The 24,607-nt window shown below is 63.3% G+C and carries 21 protein-coding genes; 16 read left to right on the top strand and 5 right to left on the bottom strand.

All coding sequences use genetic code 11. The features are described 5' to 3' along the window. Positions 1–189 precede the first annotated feature (189 nt). On the bottom strand, positions 190–783 hold the full coding sequence (locus GJW30_RS06195) for a hypothetical protein (RefSeq protein WP_096353043.1): 594 nt from the start codon (positions 781–783) through the stop codon (positions 190–192). 208 nt (positions 784–991) lie between these two features. On the opposite strand from GJW30_RS06195, the gene GJW30_RS22550 reads away from it, so the two are divergent. Beyond that, on the top strand, positions 992–1,165 hold the full coding sequence (locus GJW30_RS22550; protein ID WP_157746698.1) for a hypothetical protein: 174 nt from the start codon (positions 992–994) through the stop codon (positions 1,163–1,165). A gap of 2 nt (positions 1,166–1,167) precedes the next feature. On the opposite strand, the gene GJW30_RS06190 is transcribed toward GJW30_RS22550, so the two are convergent. The 3 genes from GJW30_RS06190 to GJW30_RS06180 form a co-directional block, all read right to left on the bottom strand. Further along, a complete protein-coding gene (locus GJW30_RS06190) occupies positions 1,168–2,991 on the bottom strand; it encodes an ABC transporter substrate-binding protein (protein WP_096353040.1) in 1,824 nt (607 codons plus the stop codon). Between the two features lie 162 nt (positions 2,992–3,153). After that, entirely contained in the window at positions 3,154–4,788 is a 1,635-nt protein-coding gene (gene groL, locus GJW30_RS06185; protein ID WP_096353037.1) for a chaperonin GroEL, read from the bottom strand. A gap of 22 nt (positions 4,789–4,810) precedes the next feature. Then, positions 4,811–5,107, bottom strand: a complete 297-nt coding sequence (locus GJW30_RS06180) for a co-chaperone GroES (RefSeq protein ID WP_096353034.1) — start codon at positions 5,105–5,107, stop codon at positions 4,811–4,813. Between the two features lie 295 nt (positions 5,108–5,402). Here GJW30_RS06180 and GJW30_RS06175 point away from each other — a divergent pair, with 295 nt between their 5' ends. From GJW30_RS06175 to GJW30_RS06165, 3 genes are all read left to right on the top strand, one after another. After that, positions 5,403–5,960, top strand: coding sequence for a hypothetical protein (locus tag GJW30_RS06175; protein WP_096353031.1), 558 nt, complete (start codon positions 5,403–5,405; stop codon positions 5,958–5,960). 64 nt (positions 5,961–6,024) lie between these two features. Then, positions 6,025–7,221 (top strand): MFS transporter, encoded by a 1,197-nt coding sequence (locus tag GJW30_RS06170; RefSeq protein ID WP_096353028.1) that lies wholly within the window; start codon positions 6,025–6,027, stop codon positions 7,219–7,221. Positions 7,222–7,361: 140 nt separating this feature from the next. Next, the gene (locus tag GJW30_RS06165) at positions 7,362–8,108 is read left to right on the top strand and encodes a L,D-transpeptidase (RefSeq protein ID WP_245408672.1); all 747 of its coding nucleotides are present in this window, start codon (positions 7,362–7,364) and stop codon (positions 8,106–8,108) included. A 106-nt stretch (positions 8,109–8,214) separates the two neighbouring features. Here the strand turns inward: GJW30_RS06165 and GJW30_RS06160 are convergent, their stop codons facing one another. Further along, complete coding sequence (locus GJW30_RS06160; RefSeq protein WP_096353023.1) at positions 8,215–9,228, bottom strand: zinc-binding alcohol dehydrogenase family protein; 1,014 nt, start codon at positions 9,226–9,228, stop codon at positions 8,215–8,217. A 100-nt stretch (positions 9,229–9,328) separates the two neighbouring features. On the opposite strand from GJW30_RS06160, the gene GJW30_RS06155 reads away from it, so the two are divergent. The 12 genes from GJW30_RS06155 (at position 9,329) to GJW30_RS06100 (ending at position 24,587) form a co-directional block, all read left to right on the top strand. Further along, positions 9,329–9,679 (top strand): winged helix-turn-helix transcriptional regulator, encoded by a 351-nt coding sequence (locus tag GJW30_RS06155; RefSeq protein ID WP_096358686.1) that lies wholly within the window; start codon positions 9,329–9,331, stop codon positions 9,677–9,679. Positions 9,680–9,750: 71 nt separating this feature from the next. Continuing rightward, positions 9,751–11,016, top strand: a complete 1,266-nt coding sequence (gene zapE / locus GJW30_RS06150) for a cell division protein ZapE (RefSeq protein WP_430727092.1) — start codon at positions 9,751–9,753, stop codon at positions 11,014–11,016. Between the two features lie 406 nt (positions 11,017–11,422). Then, entirely contained in the window at positions 11,423–12,388 is a 966-nt protein-coding gene (mdh, locus tag GJW30_RS06145; RefSeq protein ID WP_096353020.1) for a malate dehydrogenase, read from the top strand. Positions 12,389–12,599: 211 nt separating this feature from the next. Then, the gene (gene sucC, locus GJW30_RS06140) at positions 12,600–13,775 is read left to right on the top strand and encodes an ADP-forming succinate--CoA ligase subunit beta (RefSeq protein ID WP_096353017.1); all 1,176 of its coding nucleotides are present in this window, start codon (positions 12,600–12,602) and stop codon (positions 13,773–13,775) included. 19 nt (positions 13,776–13,794) lie between these two features. After that, positions 13,795–14,172: a hypothetical protein gene (locus GJW30_RS06135; protein ID WP_096353014.1), complete on the top strand. Its 378-nt coding sequence runs from the start codon at positions 13,795–13,797 to the stop codon at positions 14,170–14,172. A gap of 10 nt (positions 14,173–14,182) precedes the next feature. Continuing rightward, positions 14,183–14,524: a hypothetical protein gene (locus tag GJW30_RS06130; protein WP_096353011.1), complete on the top strand. Its 342-nt coding sequence runs from the start codon at positions 14,183–14,185 to the stop codon at positions 14,522–14,524. A 48-nt stretch (positions 14,525–14,572) separates the two neighbouring features. Further along, positions 14,573–15,457 carry a succinate--CoA ligase subunit alpha gene (gene sucD / locus GJW30_RS06125; RefSeq protein ID WP_096353008.1) on the top strand — a complete coding sequence of 295 codons (885 nt, stop codon included), beginning with the start codon at positions 14,573–14,575 and terminating at the stop codon, positions 15,455–15,457. 311 nt (positions 15,458–15,768) lie between these two features. Next, positions 15,769–18,711 carry a 2-oxoglutarate dehydrogenase E1 component gene (locus GJW30_RS06120; protein WP_096353005.1) on the top strand — a complete coding sequence of 981 codons (2,943 nt, stop codon included), beginning with the start codon at positions 15,769–15,771 and terminating at the stop codon, positions 18,709–18,711. A 145-nt stretch (positions 18,712–18,856) separates the two neighbouring features. Next, on the top strand, positions 18,857–20,095 hold the full coding sequence (gene odhB, locus GJW30_RS06115; RefSeq protein ID WP_096353002.1) for a 2-oxoglutarate dehydrogenase complex dihydrolipoyllysine-residue succinyltransferase: 1,239 nt from the start codon (positions 18,857–18,859) through the stop codon (positions 20,093–20,095). Between the two features lie 10 nt (positions 20,096–20,105). Then, positions 20,106–20,762, top strand: coding sequence for a DUF4241 domain-containing protein (locus GJW30_RS06110; RefSeq protein ID WP_096352999.1), 657 nt, complete (start codon positions 20,106–20,108; stop codon positions 20,760–20,762). Positions 20,763–20,796: 34 nt separating this feature from the next. Then, positions 20,797–22,191, top strand: a complete 1,395-nt coding sequence (gene lpdA / locus GJW30_RS06105) for a dihydrolipoyl dehydrogenase (protein WP_096352996.1) — start codon at positions 20,797–20,799, stop codon at positions 22,189–22,191. A gap of 302 nt (positions 22,192–22,493) precedes the next feature. Next, a complete protein-coding gene (locus GJW30_RS06100; RefSeq protein WP_096352993.1) occupies positions 22,494–24,587 on the top strand; it encodes an ABC transporter ATP-binding protein/permease in 2,094 nt (697 codons plus the stop codon). Positions 24,588–24,607: the final 20 nt, after the last annotated feature.

Here is a 24,607-nt window from a genome sequence, read left to right as displayed (position 1 = left end):
CCTAAAGGGCGTCTCCACAGGCCGCCGCATGGCGGCCTTTTGCGTTTTTGCCCTCTACGCCTCGCCTCATCACGCCGTCATGGCCCGCTTCACGCGGGCCATCCACGTCTGGGCTGAGACTGCGAGGAAGTAAAACGTGGATGGCCCGGACAAGCCGGGCCATGACGCTCTTGGGGTTGGCAGCCCGGGTTAGACGCTGCGTGGGGCGGCCGGCGCGGTCGTCTGCATCCGCTTACGGATGCGCATGAGGCGGCGGAGGAACCGGCCGCGGCGCTCGCCGCGCATTAGCCAGAACAACTTGCGTGCACGGCGGCGGATCGGGTCGAAGGTCTCATGAGCGAATGCCTTCAACCGCGCCTTGATCGGGTCGACGTTGCGGTGGGCCCAAGCCAAGCCAGCCAGCACTTTCTCGTAGGCCCAGGCGAACCAGGCCATCTGCAGCAGTTTCGGCTTCGTCACCTCGAAGATAAAGGCGGTGACGCCCATGCTGACCACCTTGGCAAGGCCGAGCACCGCCATCGCGCCGAGCCAAGACCCCTTGGCCAACATCCAGAGCCCGAGCAGCTTGATCGGAAACAACAAAACGGCCGGGATGATGAAGACGAACAGCGTTACCCACGGCGGCAGCTTTTCGATCCAGCCGGCGACTTTCGCGCGAACGGCCGGGAGCGACACGAGATTGACGATCCAGGCGACGATCGGCTGCAGATGGCTCCAAAGCCAAGCTTCCGCGAGGAAGATGACGGCGAGGACGATCCAGAGCGGCTTTAACAGGCGGCGCATGGCTATCTTTCGTGACAGCGAACTATGACACATTTGTCGCTGGTTCGGCGGTCAACGTTCAGCCGCCGGTTGCCGCAAATGGCGATCAATCCGGGCAACGCCATGGCAGGCCGCCAGCGGCAGGTTGCCGCAGGACTATAGTCTTTTAGCGAAACGTTAACCAAACCGGCGCGATCCTGGACGGCAGTCAGACGCTCGAGGACCCCGCATGAGTCTCACGTTTGCTTGCCCGCGTACCGGCGCCCTCGTGCGTTCCGGCATCCGCACCGACCGCCAGACTTTCGCGCGCACGCGCAACATCCGCCTTTACGTCCGCTGCGAATGCTGCGGCGACGAGCATCTCTACTGCATCAAGGACGGCAAGCTGGAAGACGCGGCTTAGGCTTACGCAACTTTCTGCGATTCTAGCGACGGCGCCGCGACAGGCGACGGCAGAATCGTAACCGTGGGCTCAATCGGCGGATCCTCGACGGCCGAGCCGAGGCGATACGAACGCCAGCCGAGCAGCACCACCGACATACGCGCTGCGAAGACGCTGACCATCGTCACGAGGATTGCGGCGGTCACCATCCAATCCGCATGCTCGTAGCGGCTGGCGAACAGCAGCATGCCGAACAGCGCGAGACTGCCGACCACCGCGATCTCTTCGTATGGTTCACCGAGGAATGTGCGCGGCTCGCGCCCCGTCACGATGTCGCGCAGCATGCCGCCGCCGGCGCAACTCAGCGCGGCGCAGAACGGCGCCCAATACCAAGGCAGTCCCGCGATGATCGCGACTTTGGTGCCGAGCACCGTGAAAGTTGCAACGCCGACCGCGTCGAACGTTTCGCGCCACACCGCGAAACGTCGTGAATCGAGTGCTGCGTCGGACAGCGAGCGCGTGATCGCCGTGCCGAAGACGACGACCATCACGATGAGCGTGATGTAGATCGGATCCTTGAACATGAAGAGCGGCAGACGATCGCCGCCGACGAGAAGATCGCGCAGCGTGCCGCCGCCGATCGCCAGCAGCGTCAGGATGAACGCGCCCCACAGATCGTAACGCCGCTGCACGGCGCGCATGAATGCGCCGACCATACTGGCAAGCGTTCCGGTCAGGCCGATGATGAAGAACCACGGCGAGTCGACGATGCGTGCCAGATAGTGCTTTGCGGCAGGCGTAAGTTGCACGGGGCCAGAATTGCGATGTGCCTCGCGCCACACTTCGTGCGTCCAGCCGACGCGCGCCGCGGCGGCAGCTTTCGCGTCCGAGCTGTCGGCCAGAATATCGACGCTGCGGCCGAAGCTCGTGAGATCGAGCAGCCCGAAATCGCGATGCGGTTCGGCGATCGCGAAGATGGTTTCGAGCATACGGCGCTGATGCACCGCGTCGGCGCCCGGCGCACGATGCATCGTTACCGCGACGGCGACTTCCGGATTGTCTTTCGCATAGCGCCAGCCGTCGGCGCTGGCGCGAACGAAACGCGCCAAGCGATCGCGCATCACGGGATCCGCGATGGTGTCATCGCGCGCGTAAAGCCCGTCTTCGAGGAATGCGCTGCCTTCGTCGCCGAAGCGAACGACGAAGAGATCGGCGTGGCGGAACTTGCCCAGCAGCGTCCAATACTCGTTGTAAGACATCGCCATCACGCAATCGAGCGTGCGCTCGATGAGATCGGCGCCGTCCGGCCGCTGCGTGATCGTCGTCACGTCGTCCATCGTCATGCCGCGCTGACGCAGCCAATAGCTGAGATTGAGTTGCTCGCCGATGTTCCAGACGCCGATGCGTTTGCCCTTGATGTCGGCCGGACGCTTGATGCCCGACTCGCGCAGACAGATCAGCGACGTGCCGGGATGGCGAAAAACCTGCGCAATGTTGAGAACGTCGAGGCCGTTGGCGCGCGCCGCGAAGGCGTTCGACATCCAAGCGACCGCAACGTCCGCACCGCCGAGTTCAAGCATCAGCAGCGGGTCTTGGATCGGCGCGCCAGGGAAGGCAGGACCGCCCGGCACGAACTCCACCGCGATGCCTTCGCGCTGATAGAAGCCCATCGCCTCGGCGACGTAGAAGCCGGCGAATTGCGCCTGGTTGACCCAGTTGAGCTGGAAGCGAATGACCGGGGTATCGTCCTGCGCGAGCGCCGGCGTCGCAAACGCGACGACGAGCACGGCCAGTCGCCGCGCGACAGCCGCGCTCCACAGCCTCAGTTGTGAGAGAAACCCGCGCATCCCCAGCCTTATTGTTGGCCGAGACGCTAGCAGACAGCCGTTACCAAAGTTGGAATCGCACAACCATACGTTGTTACGCCGGCGTTAAGCCTCTTGGCCAAACCGCAAAGAAAAAGGGCGCGGATTGCTCCGCGCCCTTCGTTGTTGAGTTGGTCGGACTTCTTAGAAGCCCATGCCACCGCCGCCCGGCGGCATTGCCGGCATAGCGGGAGCGTCCTTCGGCAGCTCAGCAACCATCGCCTCGGTCGTGATCAGGAGGCCTGCGACCGATGCTGCATCCTGCAACGCGGTGCGGACGACCTTGGCCGGGTCGATGATGCCCTTCTGCACCATGTCGACATACTCTTCGTTCTGCGCATCGAAGCCGAAGGTCTCGGACTTGTTCTCCGAGATCTTGCCGACAACGATCGAGCCTTCGACGCCGGCGTTTTCCGCGATCTGACGGATCGGGGCTTCCAGCGACTTCAGCAGGATGTTGATGCCGGCCTGCACGTCGGCGTTGTCAGCCGTCAGTTTGCCGACGGCCTTCTTGGCGCGCAGCAGCGCGATGCCGCCGCCCGGGACGATGCCTTCTTCGACAGCGGCGCGGGTTGCGTTGAGCGCGTCTTCGACGCGGTCCTTCTTTTCCTTCACTTCGATCTCGGTGGCACCACCGACGCGGATAACCGCGACGCCGCCCGCGAGCTTAGCGAGACGCTCCTGCAGCTTCTCGCGATCGTAGTCCGACGTCGTCTCTTCGATCTGAGCCTTGATCTGACCGACGCGGGCTTCAATCGCGGCACGCTTGCCGGCGCCGTTGACGATCGTGGTCTTTTCTTTCTCGATCAGCACCTTCTTGGAGCGGCCGAGCATCGCGAGCGTGACGGTCTCAAGCTTGATGCCGAGGTCTTCCGAGATCAGCTGACCGCCGGTCAGGATCGCGATGTCTTCGAGCATCGCCTTACGACGGTCGCCGAAGCCCGGAGCCTTCACGGCAGCGACCTTGAGGCCACCGCGCAGCTTGTTGACGACGAGCGTGGCGAGAGCCTCACCCTCGATGTCTTCCGCGACGATGACCAGCGGCTTGCCGGTCTGCACGACAGCTTCGAGAACCGGCAGCATCGACTGCAGCGACGAAAGCTTCTTCTCATGCAGCAGGATGTACGCGTCTTCGAGGTCCGCCGTCATCTTGTCGGCGTTGGTGATGAAATACGGCGAGAGGTAGCCGCGATCGAACTGCATGCCCTCGACGATTTCGACGTCGGTGTCGAGCGACTTGGCTTCCTCGACCGTGATGACGCCTTCGTTGCCGACCTTCTGCATCGCCTTCGCGATCATCGTGCCGACCGCCTTGTCGCCGTTCGCCGAGATGGTACCGACCTGCGCGACTTCGTCCGACGAGCCGACCTTCTTGGCGCGCTTTTCGATGTCTTTGATGACGGCCTTCGTTGCGAGGTCGATGCCGCGCTTGAGGTCCATCGGGTTCATGCCGGCAGCGACGGCCTTTGCGCCTTCGCGCACGATCGCCTGAGCCAGAACCGTTGCGGTGGTGGTGCCATCGCCGGCGAGGTCGTTGGTCTTCGAGGCGACTTCGCGCAGCATCTGCGCGCCCATGTTTTCGAACTTGTCTTCAAGTTCGATTTCCTTCGCGACCGTCACACCGTCCTTGGTGATGCGGGGTGCGCCGAACGACTTGTCGATGACGACGTTGCGGCCCTTCGGACCGAGTGTCACCTTGACGGCGTTGGCGAGGATGTCGACGCCGCGCAGCATTTTGTCGCGCGCATCGGTCGAGAAACGTACGTCTTTAGCAGCCATGTGCTCTGTGTCCTTATGCGCGTTAAGCGATCACGCCCATGATGTCCGACTCCTTCATGATGAGGAGGTCGACACCATCGAGCTTCACTTCCGTGCCCGACCACTTGCCGAACAGGACCTTGTCGCCGACCTTGAGGTCGATCGGGATGAGCTTGCCGGCTTCGTCGCGGCCACCCGGGCCGACGGCGGTGATTTCGCCTTGCGACGGCTTTTCCTTGGCAGTGTCCGGGATGATGATGCCGCCGGCGCTCTTGGCTTCGGCGTCGATGCGCTTGACGACGACGCGGTCGTGCAGCGGACGGAATTTGGTCTTGGCCATTCGTCTTCCTCGTGGGGGTGAACGCGAAAACCGCGCCCAGGGGGATTTTGTGATGCGGACTGGACTTAGCACTCATTCCCGTGGAGTGCCAAAGCTGCACGGGAGATAGGCCAGGGACATGACAGTGTCAAGAAATCGCGACGGTATCTCGCGGCGCTGCAAAGCCGTCGGCAGCGGTTGCGGCATACGGTTGTTGCCGATTTCACGCAAAGATTTTCGTGCCGGTACGGTGCATTAACCAAATGGTGTCGAAATTCTCTGATCTATGGCAATGTTTGAAGCTCGGAGGGAGCGAATGTTGCGTATTGCTATCGTTGGGTTGGCCGCTTTGACGCTGGCCGGATGTCAGTCTTCACCGTCGAGCTTCTTCGGTGGGGGCTCACCTGCGCCTGCCCCTCAGGCGGCTGCGCCCGCGAATGCGCCTCCGGCACCCGGTATCGCCAACGAAGACCTCGTCGGCCGCTGGGGCTTTGCCTCCTATCACAACGAACCGGACCGCGGCCGCACGATGGCCCAGGCGCGCAGCCAATGCGGCAATCCTTACGTCATCAATCGCGGCCCGAACGGCGGCGTGATGATGCATCTGCCCGACCAGAGCGCGCCGCAGGAGCTGCGCACCAAGGGTGGACCGGGCGGCGGACGCTTCCTCGGCCCGGATGGCGCATCCGGTGAAAATCTCGACCGCGAATTCGTCACGTTCGACGGCTCGACGATGTCGCTCAAGTGGGTCGATGCGGAAGTTGCCGGCCGCTACGGCATCGCGATCTACGTCCGCTGCGGCGCGACGGCACCGCGCACGGCGGGCCGCCGCACGCCGCAGGCCTCTGCAGCGCCGACCTCGACGCCGCGCTAAAAAGCGCGGCGCTTCAACAATCTGCTGACGTAACGGCACGCGCGTAGTTTAATGCGCGTACTTCATGTCGTTCGCATCCCGCACATCCGATTTCTTCGCCGGTCCGTGGCGCGCCGTGGTTTTTCTCGGCGTCACGCAGGTCCTCGCGTGGGGCGCGATCTACTACACGCCGGTGCTGATGGTGCCGTTGATCGCCGCCGAGCGCGGTTGGTCGAAGGCCTTCACGATGGGCGGCTATTCGCTCGGCATCCTGACGGCCGGCATTTTTGCGCGCTTCATCGGCAGCTTCATCGATCGCTACGGTGGACATCGCGTGATGCCGTTCGGTTCGCTGCTCGGCGCCGCCGGTCTGCTGGCGTTGCCGCATGTCGAATCGCAGATAGCTTATCTCGCCGTGTGGGTCGTCCTCGGAGCCGCGATGTCGGCGTCCCTCTATGATCCCGCATTCGCGACGCTCGGCCGTATCTTCGGGGCGGCGGCGCGACGGCCGATCACGATGCTGACGCTCGCGGGCGGGCTTGCATCGACCGTGAGCTGGCCGACGACGCGCGCGCTGATCGACGGCGTCGGCTGGCACAACACGTATCTGATCTACGCTGCGCTGCTGCTGTTCGTTGCCGCGCCGCTTCACGCTCTGATGCCGCGAACGCGCGCTTCCGTCACTCCGTCGCCGACGCCAGACGGCGCGCCCGTCCCCGCTCTGCTGCAACCGCGCGGCACCGCCTTCGCGCTCGTCGTGCTGGCTTTCGCGGTCTACGCTTTCGTGCCGTCGGGCCTGCTCGCGCATCTGCTCTCGATGTTCGGCCGCGCCGGCATCGATCCGCAGACCGCGGTGTTGCTTGGAATGATTTTCGGTCCTTGCCAGACGTTGGCGCGGCTCGGCGAGTTCACGTTCGCGCGCGATGTGCATCCGCTGACTGTCGCGCGGTTCGCGGTAGCAAGCTTGCTGATCGGCTTTGCGCTGCTCGCGATCTTCGGGCTGACGACGCCGGTCGCGATCGCCTTCATGCTGCTCTTTGGCATCTCGAACGGCTTGATCACACTATGCCGCGGCACGGTCCCGCTCGCGCTGTTCGGCGCGCAAGGATACGGGCTGACCATCGGCCGCATTGCGGGACCGGCGCTCGCGATCCAATCAGCTTCGCCGCTCATCATCGCCTTTGTTGCCGAGCGATCCTCCGATCTCACGGCCGTGGCGCTATCGGGCATTGCCGTCGCGCTGGCGCTTGTCGCCTTCGTGCTCGTCCCGCGCCCGCGTTAACCTCCCGCTAACGCTAACCGGTAACCCAAACGCCGGGTTAACGATTCGGTGGCCTTTGCAGCGCTTAATCGCTTGCAACGGGCGGACCTTTCGGTTGCGGCTCGCGTTCTGTTCCGACGATCATGTTCGAGAGTACGTCGATGCGCATCATTCTGCCGGTTTCCGCCGCCGCAGCGGTTCTCCTTGCGGCTATCCCCGCTCACGCCCAACGGTTCGAAGTCGTCCCGGCCTACGAGTATGCGGATCAGTTTGCTCCGCGACGCGCGGTCCGCGCGCCGGCTTACGCCGTGCAGCAAGGCCCGCACCAGCGCGGCAACATGGGCGGCGGTCTCTTCGAAGCAATGTTCGGCGACGACAACGCGCCGCGTGTCTCCGGCCAACGCTACCAGCAACTTGCGCGCGGCGAGCCGAGCCACATCACTGTGCCGGATCGCCGGCCGATGGACCCGAAATATCTGCCGCAGAGTGTCGAGTATCACGGCAAAGAAGGCGCCGGGACGATCGTCGTCGATACGGCCAGCAAATTCCTCTACCTCGTCGAAGGCGACGGACGCGCGCGCCGCTACGGCATCGGTGTCGGCCGCGAAGGCTTTACGTGGTCGGGCACGAAGACGATCACGAATAAGCGGGAGTGGCCGGATTGGCGTCCGCCCAAGGAAATGCTTCAGCGCCGCCCCGATCTGCCGACCTTCATGGCCGGCGGTCCGGAGAATCCGCTCGGCGCACGCGCGCTCTATCTCGGCACGTCGCTCTACCGCATTCACGGCTCGAACGAGCCGTGGACGATCGGCACCAACGTCTCGTCCGGCTGTATCCGCATGCGCAACGAAGACGTCACGGATCTCTACGATCGCGTGAAGGTCGGCACGCGCGTCGTGGTGATGTGACCCAACGACGTCATGGCCCGCTTCATGCGGGCCATCCACGTCTTGGCTGAATACTCAAAAGTAAGTCGTGGATGGTCCGGGCAAGCCGGGCCATGACGATCGAAAATCAGAATCCCGCCAGGACGACCTTCCCCTTCGCGGTCCCGCTTTCGATCAGCGCGTGCGCCTTCTTCAAATTGGCCGCGTTGATCGTTCCGAAATTCTCCGACACCGTCGAGACGATCTCGCCCTTATCGACGAGGCTCGCGACTTCAGTCAGCAAACGATGCTGCGCTTCGATGTCGGCGGTCTTGAAGAGCGCGCGTGCGAACATCGCCTCCCAGTGCAGCGATAGGCTCTTGCCCTTGAGCACCGACACGTCGAGTTGCTTCGGATCGTCGATCAAACCGTAGCGTCCTTGCGGCACGATCAATGCGGCGGCTTCCTTGATGTGCTGCTCGCTGTTCGTCGTCGAGAACACGAACGACGGCTCGCCAATCCCTAATGACTTCACCTGTTCGGCGATCGGCTTGCGATGATCGACGACGTGATGCGCGCCGAGTTTCTTCACCCAGTCCTGTGTCTCGGGACGTGACGCCGACGCGATGATCGTGAGATCCGTGAGTTTGCGCGCAAGCTGGATCGCGATCGAGCCGACGCCGCCCGCGCCGCCGATGATAAGGATCGCGTTCGCGCCGCCCGGCACTTTGCGCCTCACGTCGAGACGGTCGAACAGCATTTCGTAAGCCGTGATCGAGGTCAGCGGCAGCGCCGCCGCGGTCGCGAAGTCGAGCGATTTCGGTTTAGGCCCCACAATGCGTTCGTCGACAAGATGGAATTCGGCGTTCGTGCCTTGCCGAGAGATGTCGCCCGCGTACCAGACTTCGTCGCCGGCTTTGAACAGCTTCGCGTCCGGACCTGCCGCGACGACGACACCGGCGGCGTCCCAGCCCAGCACCTTGTATTCGCCGGCCGGCGGCTGCGCCCGCATGCGCACCTTCGTATCCACCGGATTGACCGAGATTGCGCGGACCTCGACGAGAAGATCGCGGCCCTTCGGCTCCGGCTTCGGCAGATCGATATCGAGCAGCGAATTCGCGTCGGTGATCGGCAGTGATTTTTGGTAGGCGACGGCGCGCATCGCGTGGCTCCTTGTGATCGTTGAACAGAGCCGAGATGCATCCTATGCTCGCAAGACGCAAGAACGCACATATTCAGCCACTAGTATCAAAAAGGATACCGTGCCCCGTATCAAGCATTCGAACTTCGACTGCAGCCCGGGCTGCCCGGTCGAAGGCGCGCTCAGCCTCATCGACGGCAAGTGGAAAGGCGTGATCCTCTACCACCTGCTCGAAGGCACCCTGCGCTTCAACGAGATCCGCCGCAAACTCCCGAATGTGACGCAGCGTATGCTCACGCTGCAGTTGCGCGAACTAGAAGCCGACGGCCTCGTCCTGCGCAAAGTTTTCGCGCAAGTGCCGCCGCGCGTGGAGTATAGTTTGACGGAACGCGGGCGCAGTCTCGCGCCGGTTATCGCGGCACTGAAAGCCTGGGGCGACGCCAATTTGCCACGCTCCGCAGAAGCCGCCTGAATTTCGGTCTCGCTGCTTTTCAAACGAAGCCGTTTCGCTCTAGACGTTCATCGCAGTTAAGTTTGTCCCACATGGCTCCCTCGAAAGAACCTCCTCCGCAATCGCCCGAAGGCCGCGCGCATGCGTTTCCGGATCGCGTGCTCACGCCCTCCGGCAAGCCGCCGCCGCAGTCGATGCGCGGACGCTACGAAGCGTTGATCGCGAGCGGCGAGATCGAGCGCGATCCCGCCCAGGAGCAATTGGTCGCAAAGTATTCGGCGCTAGAGCAGCGGCTCACCGAACATCGCATGGCGCGCAAATCCTCCGCGCTCGGCTGGCTGTTCGGCCGCCGCGAGAATACCCAGCAGCTCATCAAGGGCCTCTACATTTTCGGCGACGTCGGCCGCGGCAAGACGATGCTAATGGATTTGTTCTTCGCGGCGAGCCCGATTCAGCGCAAGCGGCGCGCGCATTTCCATGAATTCATGCTCGACGTGCATGATCGCGTGCACACCTGGCGGCAGCAGCGCAAGCGCGGCGAGGTGAAGGGTGACGATCCGATCGAGCCGCTCGCGACGGCGCTTGCCGACGAAGCGTGGCTGCTCTGCTTCGACGAATTCCACGTCACCGATATCGCTGACGCGATGATCCTCGCGCGTTTGTTCAAACGCTTGTTCGAACTCGGCGTCGTCGTCGTTGCGACATCGAACGTCGATCCCGACGATCTCTATCGCGATGGCCTCAACCGCGCGCTGTTTCTGCCGTTCATCGATTTGCTGAAGCTGCATTGCGAAATCGTGCGGCTCACCTCGCGCACGGACTTTCGTCTTGAAAAGCTTGCCGGCGCGCCGGTTTATTACGTGCCGGGCGACAAGACGAATGACGGCAAACTCGACGATGCGTGGCGCAGACTCACGGGCGGCGAGAAGGGTGAGCCGCGCACGCTGAAGGTTCACGGCCGCGACGTTGTCGTGCCGCTCACTGCGATCGGCGTTGCGCGCTTCACGTTCGACGATCTCTGCCGCAAGCCGCACGGCGCCGCCGACTTCTTGAAGATTGCGCACGAGTTTCACACGCTGATCATCAGCGGCATCCCGGTCATGCGGTACGAGAATCGCAACGAGGCGAAGCGGTTCATCACCCTAATCGACACGCTCTACGACACATCGACCAAGCTCGTCGCGTCGGCAGATGCGGAGCCCGAGGGGCTGTATCTCGCGACTGAGGGCGTCGAGCAGATGGAATTCCGCCGCACGATCTCGCGCCTGACCGAAATGCGCTCCGACGAATACCTCGCGCTGCCGCACGGCAAGCGCGAAGGGCAGAAGGATGTCGGCAGCGGGGTTATCGATACTTAAGCGTTGTTCGTAGCCCGGATGAGCGAAGCGCGGAGTGCTGTAGCGATATCCTGGACGCGTGATTCCCGGATGTCGCATCGATGCTTCGCATCTCGCTCATCCGGGCTACTGCTCGGAAAACCGCGCAGTGCGGCTTACACGCTGCGGCGCAGCAAGCTCACCAATCAAAATGCAATTGACAGCCCATTACGCTGGCATAATGTATATCAGAAGGCGCGATTGGTGAGGGCACACGATGCATCTCGCCGAGAGACGCCGCCAGCAACCAGGGAGCGAAGCCCGCACCGATTTTTTCGTGATCGGCACGGCCTGCCTAAGAGGTACGCTTGAATGGTTATGTGCAACGCGATAACCGTGCCGCGCCGGTCATTCTCGGCCGGTCATCCGGATAGGGGCTCTGCACACAATGCCGCGTAAAAAGATCGCGCTGATCGGTTCTGGCCAGATTGGCGGAACGCTTGCTCATCTCGTCGGGCTGAAAGAGCTCGGCGATGTCGTCATGTTCGACATTGCGGAAGGCATTCCGCAGGGCAAATCGCTCGATATCGCCGAATCGTCGCCGGTCTCGGGCTTCGACGCGAAGCTTTCCGGCACCAACGGCTACGAAGAAATCAAAGACGCCGACGTCTGCATCGTCACGGCCGGCGTGCCGCGCAAGCCGGGCATGAGCCGCGACGATCTCATCGGCATCAACCTCAAGGTCATGGATCAGGTCGGCGCCGGCATCAAAAAGTATGCACCGAACGCATTCGTCATCTGCATCACCAACCCGCTCGACGCGATGGTGTGGGCGCTGCAGAAGTCGAGCGGCCTGCCGCGCAACATGGTCGTCGGCATGGCCGGCGTTCTCGACTCGGCTCGCTTCCGCTACTTCCTCGCCGACGAATTCAACGTCTCGGTCGAAGACGTGACGGCCTTCGTTCTCGGCGGTCACGGCGACGACATGGTGCCGCTGGTACGCTACTCGACAGTTGCCGGCATTCCGCTGCCGGACCTCGTCAAGATGGGCTGGACCACGCAGGCGAAATTGGACGCGATCGTCGACCGCACGCGCAAGGGCGGCGGCGAAATCGTCAACCTGCTCAAGACCGGCTCGGCGTTCTATGCTCCGGCTGCATCGGCCATTCAGATGGCGGAGAGCTATCTCAAGGACAAGAAGCGCGTGCTGCCGTGCGCCGCGTATCTGTCGGGCGAATACGGCGTGAAGGATCTTTACGTCGGCGTCCCGTGCGTGATCGGCGAGAAGGGTGTCGAGCGCGTCGTCGAGATCTCGCTCGCCAAACCCGAGCAGGAGATGTTCAAGAAGTCGGTCGACTCCGTGCAAGGTCTCGTCGAGGCCTGCAAGAAGGTCTCGCCCGATCTGGCGAAGTAAGCTGCTGGCGCCGTAGGGGCGCCGCGCACTCGGTCCACCTCTCCCATGGGGAGAGGTCGGACGAAACGAAATCCGGGTGAGGGGTTACGGCCTCGGTGGGCACAATCCCCTCATCCGCCGCGCTAAAGCGCGTCGACCTCTCCCCATGGGAGAGGTGAGGTCACGTGATTGGGCACGCGTCAGTGCCATGAGGAATTGAAGGGGACCCGAGATGAACATCCACGAGTATCAAGCCAAGCAAGTTCTGCGTGAGTTCGGGGTCCCGGTCGCGCGCGGCATCCCGGCCTTCACGGTGGCCGAAGCCATCAAGGCCGCAAAGGAACTTCCCGGCCCGGTCTACGTCGTAAAGGCGCAGATCCACGCCGGCGGTCGCGGCAAAGCGGGCGGCGTCAAGGTCGTCAAATCGATCGAGGACGTCGAGAAGGAAGCGCAGCGCATGCTGGGCCTCACGCTCGTCACCAAGCAGACGGGGCCGGCCGGCAAGGAAGTCCGCCGCCTCTACGTCGAAGACGGTTCGTCGATCGAGAAGGAGTTCTATCTCTCGGCGCTCGTCGACCGCGAGACTTCGAAGATCGCCTTCGTCGCATCGACCGAAGGCGGCATGGACATCGAGCAAGTCGCGCATGACACGCCCGAGAAGATCGTGCAGATCGTCGTCGATCCGGCGACCGGTATCATGCCGCATCACGGCCGCGCTCTTGCGCAGACACTCGGACTCACGGGCGATCTCGCCAAACAGGCCGGCAAGCTGATCGAACAGCTCTATACAGCGTTCGTCGCCAAAGACATGGCGATGCTCGAGATCAACCCGCTGGTCATCACCAAGGATCAGAAGCTGCTGTGCCTCGACGCCAAGATCGGCTTCGACTCGAACGCGCTCTATCGTCACCCGGATATCGTCGAGCTGCGCGACCTGACGGAAGAAGACGAGAAGGAAATCGAAGCGTCGAAGTTCGACCTCAACTACATCACGCTCGACGGCACGATCGGCTGCATGGTCAACGGCGCCGGCCTCGCAATGGCGACGATGGACATTATCAAGCTCTACGGCGAAGCACCGGCGAACTTCCTCGACGTCGGCGGCAGCGCCACCAAGGAGCGCGTCGCCGCGGCGTTCAAGATCATCACGGCGGACAAAGCCGTGAAGGGCATCCTGGTCAACATCTTCGGCGGCATCATGAAGTGCGACGTCATCGCGGAAGGCGTCGTCGCCGCCGTGAAGGACGTCGGCCTCAAGGTTCCGCTGGTCGTGCGCCTCGAAGGCACCAACGTCGACAAGGGCAAGGAGATCATCAACAACTCCGGGCTCGACGTGATCTCGGCCGACGATCTCGATGACGCGGCCAAGAAGATCGTCGACGCGGTCAAGAAGCTGAAGGCAGCGTAACGCGCAAGCAGGCTTCGCCATGACGACGGCCGTAACGTACGCAGTTGCGATTGTGCTGGGACTTCTCGGCCTGTTGCAGCTCGTCGTCGGCACGGTTTTCTATCAGGCGTTCAGCCGCGCGCTGCGTGCATTCGAGAGTGTGATGAAAGGCCAAGTCGCCACCATGGGACGCGAGGAAGCCGCGCGTCTCATCGCGAAGATCCCGAACGCGATGGTGCGCAAAGTGATCGAGAAATACGTGGTGGCCGCCGGCGGCACCCTCGCGGTCGCGTATGTGCGGAGCGAATTGAAGTCGCGCGAACGTTTGAGCTTGTGGGTCACGATCGGCGGCGCTTTCGCGCTCGTCGCATCGTTCTTCACCGGCTCTTGGCTGCCGCTGATTTGGAAGCCGGCATGAGGATCGATCGATGCTGCGCATCGCGCTCGCGCTTCTGCCCTTCGTGCTCGGCGCCGTCATCGGCGCATTCGCGATCTCGCGCGGTGCGTATCGCCGCTATTGGAGCCTCGTCGTGGTGAGCGCGGCCGTTGGAACGTTGCCGGGTTTGCGTCTCGTCGACGGCGCGTTCGGCTCGCATCTCGCCGAGACGCTGCGCGTTACGCTGAGCAACACGGCGCGCTGCGCCGATATCGGCTGCGGCTTCGTCGGCAACATCGCTTACGTCGTTGCGCTCGGTGCATTGTTTTTCGCGGCCGGCCTCAGTGCCGGCGGCTTCTTCGCTCGCGGGTCACACCGCGTCAGTCAGGTTTAACGGCGCGCTGGCGTCGAACGGGTTTCGGAAGGTTAAGGGGTTACGAGCATGGCAGTCCTGATCGACAAGAACACCAAGGTGATCACCCAGGGGTTCACGGGTAAGAACGGCACGTTCCATTCGGAAGCCGCGATCGCTTACGGCACGCAGGTCGTCGGCGGTACGTCGCCGGGCAAAGGCGGCTCGACGCATCTCGGTCTGCCGGTTTTCGACACCGTCGTGCAGGCGAAGGAAGCGACCGGCGCCGACGCTTCGGTGATCTACGTTCCGCCGCCGGGCGCGGCCGACGCGATCTGCGAGGCGATCGACGCCGAGATCCCGCTCATCGTCTGCATCACGGAAGGCATTCCGGTCGCCGACATGGTGCGCGTGAAGCGCTCGCTCTCGGGCTCGAAGTCAAAGCTGATCGGCCCGAACTGCCCGGGCGTGCTGACCGCCGGCGCCTGCAAGATCGGCATTATGCCGGCCAACATCTTCTCACGCGGTTCTGTGGGCATTGTCTCGCGCTCCGGCACGCTGACCTACGAGGCGGTGTACCAGACGACCCGCGAAGGCCTCGGCCAGACGACGGCCGTCGGCATCGGCGGCGACCCGGTGAAGGGCATGGACTTCATCGACGCACTCGAGATGTTCCTCGCCGACGACGACACCCACTCGATCGTGATGATCGGCGAAATTGGCGGTTCGTCCGAGGAGGACGCCGCCCAATTCCTGATCGACGAGGCCAAGAAGGGCCGCAAGAAGCCGATGGCTGGCTTCATTGCGGGCCGCACGGCGCCTCCGGGCCGCCGCATGGGCCACGCCGGCGCGATCATTTCGGGTGGTAAGGGCGATGCGGAGTCCAAGATCGCCGCGATGGAAGCGGCCGGCATCAAGGTTTCGCCGTCCCCGGCCCGTCTCGGCAAGACGCTGGTCGAGGCGCTCAACGGCTGACGTCCGCCACCGGCAGCGACGACTTGCAAAACCCCGGCTCACCCGCCGGGGTTTTTGTTTGCGCTCGCAGCACAACCCGGAGTCGTAGAACTGAATCCGACTTACAGACCTAAGCGAATTTCGCGCGGAATCTGAGACAAAGCCGGTGTACAAGTTGGCGCGCGCGCATTAGATCAGGGGAGCGCGCGGCGTCATTCAGTTTTCTTGATCCGGCGCGACAACGTGAAGGTTCGCAGCTCGCCGGATGCCAGCGGACCCGTATTGGGCACTAAACCCCGTAGCACCAAACCCCGTTTGGCCAGGAACATTGCATGTCTCGCCAAGATGCGAATGCAGCTTTCGCACAAACGTCCTTCCTTTATGGCGGTAACGCGCGCTACCTCGAAGACCTTCAGGCCGCTTACGCCAAAAACCCGAACTCGGTGGATGCCGAGTGGCGCACCTTCTTCGAGGCGCTTAACGACGGCGAGACCGACAAGGCACCATCCTGGTCGCGGCCGAACTGGCCGGTCCGCCCGAATGACGAGCTGACCGCCGCGCTCGACGGCAACTGGAGCGCGGTCGAAGCCAAGCTCGGCGACAAGATCAAGGGCAAAGCCGCCGAAAAGGGCGTCGCGATCGCCCCCGAGAAGGTCCAGCAGGCCACCCGCGACTCGGTCCAGGCCATCATGCTGATCCGCGCCTACCGCGCGCGCGGCCATCTGCATGCCAATCTCGACCCGCTCGGCATCGAGAAGAAGCCGCCGGAAAGCGACCTCGACCCGACGTCCTACGGCTTCAAGGAAGCCGATCTCGACCGCAAGATCTTCATCGATCACGTGCTCGGTCTCGAATTCGCGACGTTGCGCGACATCATCACGATCCTGAAGCGCACCTACTGCCAGACGCTCGGCGTCGAGTTCATGCATGTCTCCGATCCGGCCCAGAAGGCCTGGCTGCAGGAGCGCATCGAGGGTCCGGATAAGGAGATCAGCTTCACGCCAGAGGGCAAGAAGGCGATCTTCCGCAAGCTCGTCGAAGCCGAGGGTTTCGAAAAGTTCTGCGATCTCAAATTCACCGGCACCAAGCGCTTCGGCCTCGACGGCAGCGAGTCGCTGATCCCGGCGATGGAGCAGATCATCAAGCGCGGCGGCAATCTCGGCGTCAAAGAGATCGTCCTCGGCATGCCGCATCGCGGCCGCCTCAACGTGCTCACGCAGGTGATGGGCAAGCCGCACCGCGTGCTCTTCCACGAGTTCAAGGGCGGCTCGTCGACGCCGGACGACGTCGAAGGTTCAGGTGACGTGAAGTACCACTTGGGTGCTTCGTCGGACCGCGAGTTCGACAACAACAAGGTCCACCTTTCGCTCACAGCGAACCCGTCGCATCTCGAAATCGTCGATCCGGTCGTGCTCGGCAAAGTCCGCGCGAAGCAGGATCAGCACGGCTGCACGGCGGACGACCGCACGGCGGTTCTGCCGCTGCTGCTGCACGGCGACGCGGCCTTTGCGGGCCAGGGCGTCGTCGCTGAATGCTTCGGCCTGTCGGGCCTCAAGGGTCATCGCACGGGCGGCTCGATCCACGTGATCGTTAACAACCAGATCGGCTTCACGACGTATCCGCGCTACTCGCGCTCGTCGCCGTATCCGTCCGACGTTGCGAAGATGATCGAAGCGCCGATCTTCCACGTGAACGGCGACGATCCGGAAGCCTGCGTGTTCGCCGCGAAGATCGCGACCGAATTCCGCATGAAGTTCCAGAAGCCGGTCGTCATCGACATCTTCTGCTATCGCCGCTACGGCCATAACGAAGGCGACGAGCCGTCGTTCACGCAGCCGTTGATGTACAAGATCATCCGGCAGCATCCGGGTGTCGTCGAAATCTACGGCAAGAAGCTGATCGCCGAAGGCACGATGACCCAGGCGGATGTCGACGGCGTGCAGGCCGAATGGCGCGCCAAGCTCGATGCCGAATACGAGGCCGGTCAAGGCTACAAGGCCAACAAAGCCGATTGGCTCGAAGGCGTGTGGCAGGGCCTGAAGGTCTCGCACGACGCCGACGATCCGCGCCGCGGCAACACCGGCGTCGATATCGCCGAGCTGAAAGACATCGGCAACAAGATCACGCAGGTGCCGGAAGGCTTCCACGTCCACCGCACGATCCAGCGCTTTATCGACAACCGCCGCAAAGCAATCGAGACCGGCGAAGGCATCGATTGGGCGACCGGCGAAGCCCTCGCTTTCTGCACGGTGATGAAGGAAGGCAATCGAGTCCGCCTGTCGGGACAGGATTCCGAACGCGGCACCTTCTCGCAGCGCCACTCGGTGCTGATCGATCAGGAAACCGAGGCGCGCTACAAGCCGTTCAACCATGTCGCCGAAAATCAGGGCGTCTACGAAGTCATCAACTCGATGCTCTCGGAAGAAGCCGTGCTCGGTTTCGAATACGGCTACTCGCTGTCGGAGCCGAACGCTTTGACGCTGTGGGAAGCGCAGTTCGGCGATTTTGCCAACGGCGCGCAGGTCGTGTTCGACCAGTTCATCTCGTCGGGCGAGCGCAAGTGGCTGCGTATGTCCGGCCTCGTCTGCCTGCTGCCGCACGGCTACGAGGGCCAAGGTCCGGAGCATTCCTCCGCACGCCTCGAGCGCTTCCTGCAGATGTCGGCGGAAGACAATATGCAGGTCGCCAATTGCACGACGCCGGCAAACTACTTCCACATCCTGCGCCGTCAGCTTAAGCGCGAGATCCGCAAGCCCCTGATCCTGATGACGCCGAAGTCGCTGCTGCGCCACAAGCGCGCAACGTCGGCGCTGTCGGAGTTTGGCGCCGACACGTCGTTCCACCGTCTGCTGTGGGATGATGCGCAGTTGCGCGAAGGCGAGAAGATCAAGCTCGTCGCCGACGACAAGATCCGCCGCGTCGTGATGTGCAGCGGCAAGGTCTATTACGATCTTTACGAGGAGCGCGAGAAGCGCGGCATCGACGACATTTATCTGCTGCGCGTCGAGCAGCTCTATCCGTTCCCGACCAAGGCGCTGGTGCAGGAGCTCTCGCGTTTCAAGAACGCCGAGATGGTCTGGAGCCAGGAAGAGCCGCGCAACATGGGTTCTTGGTTCTTCGTCGAGCCGTTCATCGAATGGGTGCTCAACACCATCCAGGCGAAGCATCGCGTGCCGCGTTATGCGGGCCGCGCGGCTTCCGCCGCTACCGCGACCGGCCTGATGTCGAAGCATCTCGCGCAGCTCGCCGCGTTCATGGAAGAGGCGTTGGGTTAAGGAGTCTCTCGGCCTCATCCTGAGGAGCCGTGCGCAGCACGGCGTCTCGAAGGACGAGGCCGCCCATCCTTCGAGACGCACAGGTCGGCTTTGCCGCCCCGTGCTCCTCAGGATGAGGGCGGGTCGAATTCTTGAGGATATACTGATGACCGAAATACGCGTGCCGACACTCGGCGAATCCGTCACCGAAGCAACGATCGGAAAGTGGTTCAAGAAGCCGGGCGATGCCGTCGCGGTCGACGAGCCGCTTGTCGAACTCGAAACCGACAAGGTGACGATCGAAGTCCCGGCGCCGGCCGCCGGCGTGCTCGGCGAAATCACCGCGAAGGACGGCGAGACCGTCGGCGTCGGTGCTCTGCTTGGCCAGATCCAAGAAGGCGGCGCAGGCGCAAAGGCAGCGCCCGCACCCGAGAAGAAGGCCGCTCCCGCACCGGCCGCCGAGGAGAAGAAGGCGGCGCCCGCAGCAGCGCCTGCGGCTCAGCCGCCGGCCGGGCAAGCCCCGTCGGTTCAGCGCATCGCCAGCGAGACCGGCGTCGACCCGTCGAAAGTCGAAGGTTCGGGCAAAGACAATCGCGTCACCAAGGGTGACATGCTGGCCGCCGTTGAGCGCGCTGCCGCTGCCGCAACGCCGGTCGCGCAGACGACACCGGTCGCCGTGCGCGCTCCGTCGCCGGCCGACGATGCATCGCGCGAAGAGCGCGTGAAGATGACGCGCCTGCGCGCCACCATCGCGCGCCGCCTGAAGGAAGCGCAGAACTCCGCCGCCATGCTGACGACCTTCAACGAGGTCGACATGACGGAAGTCATGGCGCTGCGCACGCGCTACAAGGATTTGTTCGAGAAAAAATACGGCACAAAGCTCGGCTTCATGGGCTTCTTCGTCCGCGCCTGCGTGCAGGCTCTCAAGGACATCCCGGCCGTCAACGCCGAGATCGACGGCGGCGACCTCATCTACAAGAACTACTACCACATCGGCGTCGCGGTCGGCACCGACAAGGGTCTCGTGGTTCCGGTCGTGCGTGACGCCGATCAACTCGGTCTTGCGGGCGTCGAGAAGGCGATCTCGGACTTCGGCAAGAAAGCGCGCGACGGTGCGCTCAAGCTTGAAGACATGCAGGGCGGCACGTTCACGATCTCGAACGGCGGCGTCTACGGCTCGCTGATGTCGACGCCCATTCTCAACGCGCCGCAGTCCGGCATCCTCGGCATGCACAAGATCCAGGAGCGGCCGATGGCGATCGGCGGCAAGATCGAAATCCGCCCGATGATGTATCTCGCGCTCTCCTACGATCACCGCATCGTCGACGGCAAGGAAGCCGTCACGTTCTTGGTGCGCGTGAAGGAAAGCCTCGAGGATCCGGCACGTCTCGTGATGGATTTGTAAGGAGCGAGCGATGCCGGAGCGCGACCAACGCGCCGGTGATGCGATGCTGAGCGACGGCAATCTCATTGTCGTCGATCTCACGCCCGACGAACTGGCGAAGCGCGCCATAGATGTCGTTCCACTCGGCGATCTGGAAGTGCCGAGCGGAAAGCTGGTCGCAACCGACCCGATCGTTGATCTCGACCAGGCGCCGTTTGTCCGCGAAGTACCGCCCGGCCGATATCCTGTGACGCTCTATGAGGCTGGGTACTTTGTCGCCCTTGCAGCCATCCGATTTGCGCCCGGCGCCGTCGACCATTGGGAGCTCGCGCGATTGCCGGGGCGCGGCATAGCCGTGGCGGCTGATCCTGAAGAATTTCACGGACACGATGTCGATTCCGCGCGAAGCTGCTTCATGGATGCTCAGGCAATCCCAGCGATAAAAAAAGACGTCGCGATCGCTGCCGAAAATGGCGACGCAGGCGACTACGTTATGGACCTTCTGGCCGAAGAAAACCTCATGTACTGGCCGTTGGACGACGACCCCGTCAATGTCGCGATATTTCAGAGCGGCAATGGCGACGGCGCGTATCAGAGCTACTGGGGCTTGTGCGCAGCCGGAACGCCATTGGCGCTCGTGACAGACTTCAAGATCATCAAGAACGCAGATGCGCGGAGCCCGTTGTGAGAACGGCGCTTCGCGACCCGAGTAAGGACGAACAATGACCTTCGATCTCATCGTCATCGGCTCCGGCCCCGGCGGTTATGTGTGCGCGATCCGCGCCGCGCAGCTCGGCCTCAAGACCGCGGTGGTCGAGAAGGAAAAGACATTCGGCGGCACGTGCCTCAACGTCGGCTGCATCCCGTCGAAGGCGTTGCTGCACGCCTCCGAGATGTTCCATCAGGCCGGGCACGACTTCGCGCATCTCGGCATCAAGGTGACGCCGGAGCTCGATCTGCCCGCGATGCTCAAGCACAAGGACGACACCGTAACGGCGAACGTCAACGGCGTCGGCTTCCTCTTCAAGAAGAACAAGATCGATGCCTATCAAGGCGTCGGCAAAATTCTCGGTGCCGGCAAGGTCGAAGTCGCGGGCGCTGACGGCAAGACACAGCAGCTCGAAGCCAAGAACATCGTGATCGCGACCGGCTCGTCGGTCGCGCCGCTGCCCGGCGTCACCATCGACGAGAAGCGCGTCGTCTCATCGACCGGCGCGATCGCGCTGCCGCAAGTACCGAAAAAGCTTCTCGTCGTCGGCGCCGGCGTGATCGGCCTCGAACTCGGTTCGGTCTGGGCGCGGCTCGGCGCCGAAGTCACGGTCGTCGAATTCCTCGACAAGATCCTGCCGACCAACGACGAGGAAGTCGCAAAGCAATTCCAGCGTTTGCTGCAGAAGCAAGGCTTCACCTTCCACCTCGGCCACAAGGTGACCAAGGTCGATGCGAGCGATGCCGGCTGCAAGGTCACGATCGAGCCCGCCAAAGGCGGCGCCGCCAAAGTGCTTGACGCCGACATCGTGCTGGTCGCGATCGGCCGCCGTCCGAATACGGACGGGCTCGGGCTGGAAGCCGCAGGCATCGCGACGGATCGCGGCCGCGTCGTCATCGACGATCACTTCGCGACCAACGTGAAGGGCGTCTACGCGATCGGCGACGTCGTGCGCGGACCGATGCTGGCGCACAAGGCGGAAGACGAAGGCATCGCGATTGCCGAACAACTCGCCGGCAAAGCCGGGCATGTGAATTACGAAGTCATTCCGGCGGTGGTCTACACGCAGCCGGAGATCGCGTCGATCGGCAAGACCGAGGAAGAGCTTAAGGCCGCGGGCGTCGCCTACAACATCGGCAAATTCCCATTCACGGCCAACGGCCGCGCGCGTGCCAACCGCGCGACCGATGGCTTCGTGAAGATCCTGGCGGATGCGAAGACCGACCGCGTGCTCGGCGCGCATATCCTCGGCGCCGGCGCCGGCGAGATGATCCACGAGCTCGTCGTGTTGATGGAGTTCGCGGGTTCGTCCGAGGACCTCGCGCGCTCGACGCATGCGCATCCGACGATGTCGGAAGCCGTGCGCGAAGCCGCGCTCGCGGTCGAGAAGCGAGCGATCCACATGTGATCGCGGGCGGCACGCGCCGCCCGCAAGCAACCAATTTGACCAGGATGGCCCGCCTCGTGCGGGCCATTTTCGTTTACCGGCTGTAGCCCGGATGAAACGCGGCGCAGCCGTGCGAAATCCGGGAGCGGCACCTTCACCCCCGGATTACGCGTGCGGCTGCGCCGCCGCTCCATCCGGGCTACGTCCCATCATCCGCCCCCTTGAAAATGCCACAAGAAACGGGCCTTCCTTGACGCCTCACCTCACGGCGCGATGATCGTCGCGCGCCCGCGGCCCATAGGGCCGCCCAAGGACATTCCCGCATGGTCACTTTCAGCAGCCTGATCGCCGCGTTCTCGGTTTTCCTGATCGGCCACAGCCTCTCCACGCAAACCGGGCTGCCGCTCTACGTCGGCGCCAGCGGCCTGATCCTCGCCGTCATCGTGTTCCTCGCAATGCGCATCTCTTCGTTCCTGCGCATCTTCATCGCGATGTACGGCCTCGGGTTTCTGTTCCTCGCGACGCTCGGCCTTGCGGGCTCGGTCGGCATTCTGCCGGAAAGCATCGCGGCGCTGCTGCCGCCGACCTTCATGGCGTCGGCGGCCGTCGTCTTCGCGGCCGTCGTCTATGGCGTGTCGTTCCTCACGCCGATCCGCCACGTCACGGCGATCGCGGACCCGTATTTCGACACTAAAGACCCATCGACCAAGAATGCCGAAATCCCTTTCACGTGGCTCGGGCGCGGTGAGGCGCAGGTCGGCAAGCGCCTGGTCGGCCTGCTCGTCGCCATCAACTTCCTGCAGGTCGCGCTGCAGGTGCGCCTCAATCTCTTCTCCCGCGATCTCTTCAACGCGCTCGGCGACAAGAATGCCGAAGCGTTTTGGTTTCAGCTGCTGTGGGTGTTCGTGCCGATCGCGGCGATCTGGATCAGCCTCGCGGTCTACGAACTCTTCGTCGACCAATGCGTGAAGCTGCGCTGGCGCCGCTGGCTCACTGAGCGCATCTACGGCCGCTGGCTTGATGGCGACACGCACTATCGCCTCAGCTTCGCAGGCGAAGCGACCGACAACCCCGACCAGCGCATCCAAACCGACGTCAGCAACTTCATCATCGTGACGATGCGGCTCACCATCAATCTGCTGCAGCAAGCGGCGCTGCTGGTGTCGTTCATCGTCATCCTGTGGCAGCTCTCGCGCGACTTCGTCTTTCCCGGCCTCGGCATCGAAATTCCGGGCCTCCTCGTCTGGGCCGTGCTCGCTTACGCGGTCATCGGCACGTGGCTCACGCACGTGATCGGCAAGCCGCTCATCGGCCTTAATTTCTCGCGCGAGCGCGTCGAAGCCGACTTCCGGTTCTCGCTCGCACGCCTGCGCGAATATCCGGAGCAGATCGCGCTGCTGAAGGGTGAGGCCGCCGAGCGCGCGCGGCTCGATCGCACCTTCGGCGCGATCATCGGCAATACGCTGCAGATTCTGAGCCGCAACATGAAGCTGACGACCTTCACGGCCGGCTATGGCCAGGCGCAGGTCGTCTTCCCATATTTGCTCGGCGCACCGTCCTACTTCCTCGGCAAGATCACACTCGGCGCGTTCCAGCAAACCGCCGGAGCTTTCTCGCGCGTCGCCGACGCGCTCAACTTCTTCATCGATCAATACCGCACGATCGCCGAATACAAGGCGACGCTCGACCGTCTCACCACCTTCAACGGCGCGCTCGCGAGCGTCGAGGACTCGCGGCATCAACGCGAGATCGAGCTTCAGACGTCGGCGAGCGGCGGCATCGAAGTGGACGATCTGCAGCTCGGCATTCCGACCGGCCGCACCATCGTCTCGGCCGACGGCTTCCGCTTGAAGCCGGGTGAGGCGACGCTGATCGGCGGGCCGTCGGGCTGCGGCAAGACCACGCTCTTCCGCGCGCTCGCCGGCATTTGGCCCTTCGCGAAAGGCACGATCAAGCTACCGAAGAATGCGCGCGTGATGCTGCTGCCGCAGAAGCCTTACATTCCGCTCGGTACTCTGACGGGCGCAATCGCTTATCCGGCGCACGACCATACCTACACGCCGGAGCAGATCCGCGACGTGCTGACCGCTGTCGGCCTCGGACGGCTGATCGAGGACATCGAGCGGCCCGATAACTGGTCGCAGCGACTGTCCGGCGGCGAGCAGCAACGCCTCGCGATGGCGCGCGCATTGCTCGAAAAGCCGGACTGGCTGCTGCTGGACGAGGCGACCTCCGCGCTCGACGAGCAAAGCCAAGCCGACATCTACCGTACGGTGCTGGCGGCGCTGCCGAATACCACTGTGATCTCGATCGGCCACCGCGCATCGCTTGTCAATTTCCACAAGCGCCATGTGCAGATGCAGAAGCGCGAAGATGGTCTGTTCCATCCGACCGAAGCTGCGGGCGCACGCGCCTAAATCGCTCGACCTGACGGATC

The organism is Variibacter gotjawalensis, from assembly GCF_002355335.1.
GTDB lineage: Bacteria > Pseudomonadota > Alphaproteobacteria > Rhizobiales > Xanthobacteraceae > Variibacter > Variibacter gotjawalensis.
Note: the sequence above shows the minus strand (reverse complement) of the source record. Positions and strands in the feature narration are given on the sequence as shown.

Bases quoted from the DNA above. Each gene is read 5' to 3' on its own strand.
- GJW30_RS06175 (WP_096353031.1), top strand. From the start codon at position 5,403: ATGTTGCGTATTGCTATCGTTGGGTTGGCCGCTTTGACGCTGGCCGGA.
- GJW30_RS06120 (WP_096353005.1), top strand. From the start codon at position 15,769: ATGTCTCGCCAAGATGCGAATGCAGCTTTCGCACAAACGTCCTTCCTT.
- mdh (WP_096353020.1), top strand. From the start codon at position 11,423: ATGCCGCGTAAAAAGATCGCGCTGATCGGTTCTGGCCAGATTGGCGGA.
- GJW30_RS06180 (WP_096353034.1), bottom strand. From the start codon at position 5,107: ATGGCCAAGACCAAATTCCGTCCGCTGCACGACCGCGTCGTCGTCAAG.
- GJW30_RS06100 (WP_096352993.1), top strand. From the start codon at position 22,494: ATGGTCACTTTCAGCAGCCTGATCGCCGCGTTCTCGGTTTTCCTGATC.
- GJW30_RS06160 (WP_096353023.1), bottom strand. From the start codon at position 9,228: ATGCGCGCCGTCGCCTACCAAAAATCACTGCCGATCACCGACGCGAAT.
- GJW30_RS06130 (WP_096353011.1), top strand. From the start codon at position 14,183: ATGCTGCGCATCGCGCTCGCGCTTCTGCCCTTCGTGCTCGGCGCCGTC.
- GJW30_RS06165 (WP_245408672.1), top strand. From the start codon at position 7,362: ATGCGCATCATTCTGCCGGTTTCCGCCGCCGCAGCGGTTCTCCTTGCG.
- GJW30_RS06170 (WP_096353028.1), top strand. From the start codon at position 6,025: ATGTCGTTCGCATCCCGCACATCCGATTTCTTCGCCGGTCCGTGGCGC.
- lpdA (WP_096352996.1), top strand. From the start codon at position 20,797: ATGACCTTCGATCTCATCGTCATCGGCTCCGGCCCCGGCGGTTATGTG.
- GJW30_RS06135 (WP_096353014.1), top strand. From the start codon at position 13,795: ATGACGACGGCCGTAACGTACGCAGTTGCGATTGTGCTGGGACTTCTC.
- GJW30_RS06195 (WP_096353043.1), bottom strand. From the start codon at position 783: ATGCGCCGCCTGTTAAAGCCGCTCTGGATCGTCCTCGCCGTCATCTTC.
- GJW30_RS22550 (WP_157746698.1), top strand. From the start codon at position 992: ATGAGTCTCACGTTTGCTTGCCCGCGTACCGGCGCCCTCGTGCGTTCC.
- sucD (WP_096353008.1), top strand. From the start codon at position 14,573: ATGGCAGTCCTGATCGACAAGAACACCAAGGTGATCACCCAGGGGTTC.
- GJW30_RS06190 (WP_096353040.1), bottom strand. From the start codon at position 2,991: ATGCGCGGGTTTCTCTCACAACTGAGGCTGTGGAGCGCGGCTGTCGCG.
- zapE (WP_430727092.1), top strand. From the start codon at position 9,751: ATGGCTCCCTCGAAAGAACCTCCTCCGCAATCGCCCGAAGGCCGCGCG.
- sucC (WP_096353017.1), top strand. From the start codon at position 12,600: ATGAACATCCACGAGTATCAAGCCAAGCAAGTTCTGCGTGAGTTCGGG.
- groL (WP_096353037.1), bottom strand. From the start codon at position 4,788: ATGGCTGCTAAAGACGTACGTTTCTCGACCGATGCGCGCGACAAAATG.
- GJW30_RS06110 (WP_096352999.1), top strand. From the start codon at position 20,106: ATGCCGGAGCGCGACCAACGCGCCGGTGATGCGATGCTGAGCGACGGC.
- odhB (WP_096353002.1), top strand. From the start codon at position 18,857: ATGACCGAAATACGCGTGCCGACACTCGGCGAATCCGTCACCGAAGCA.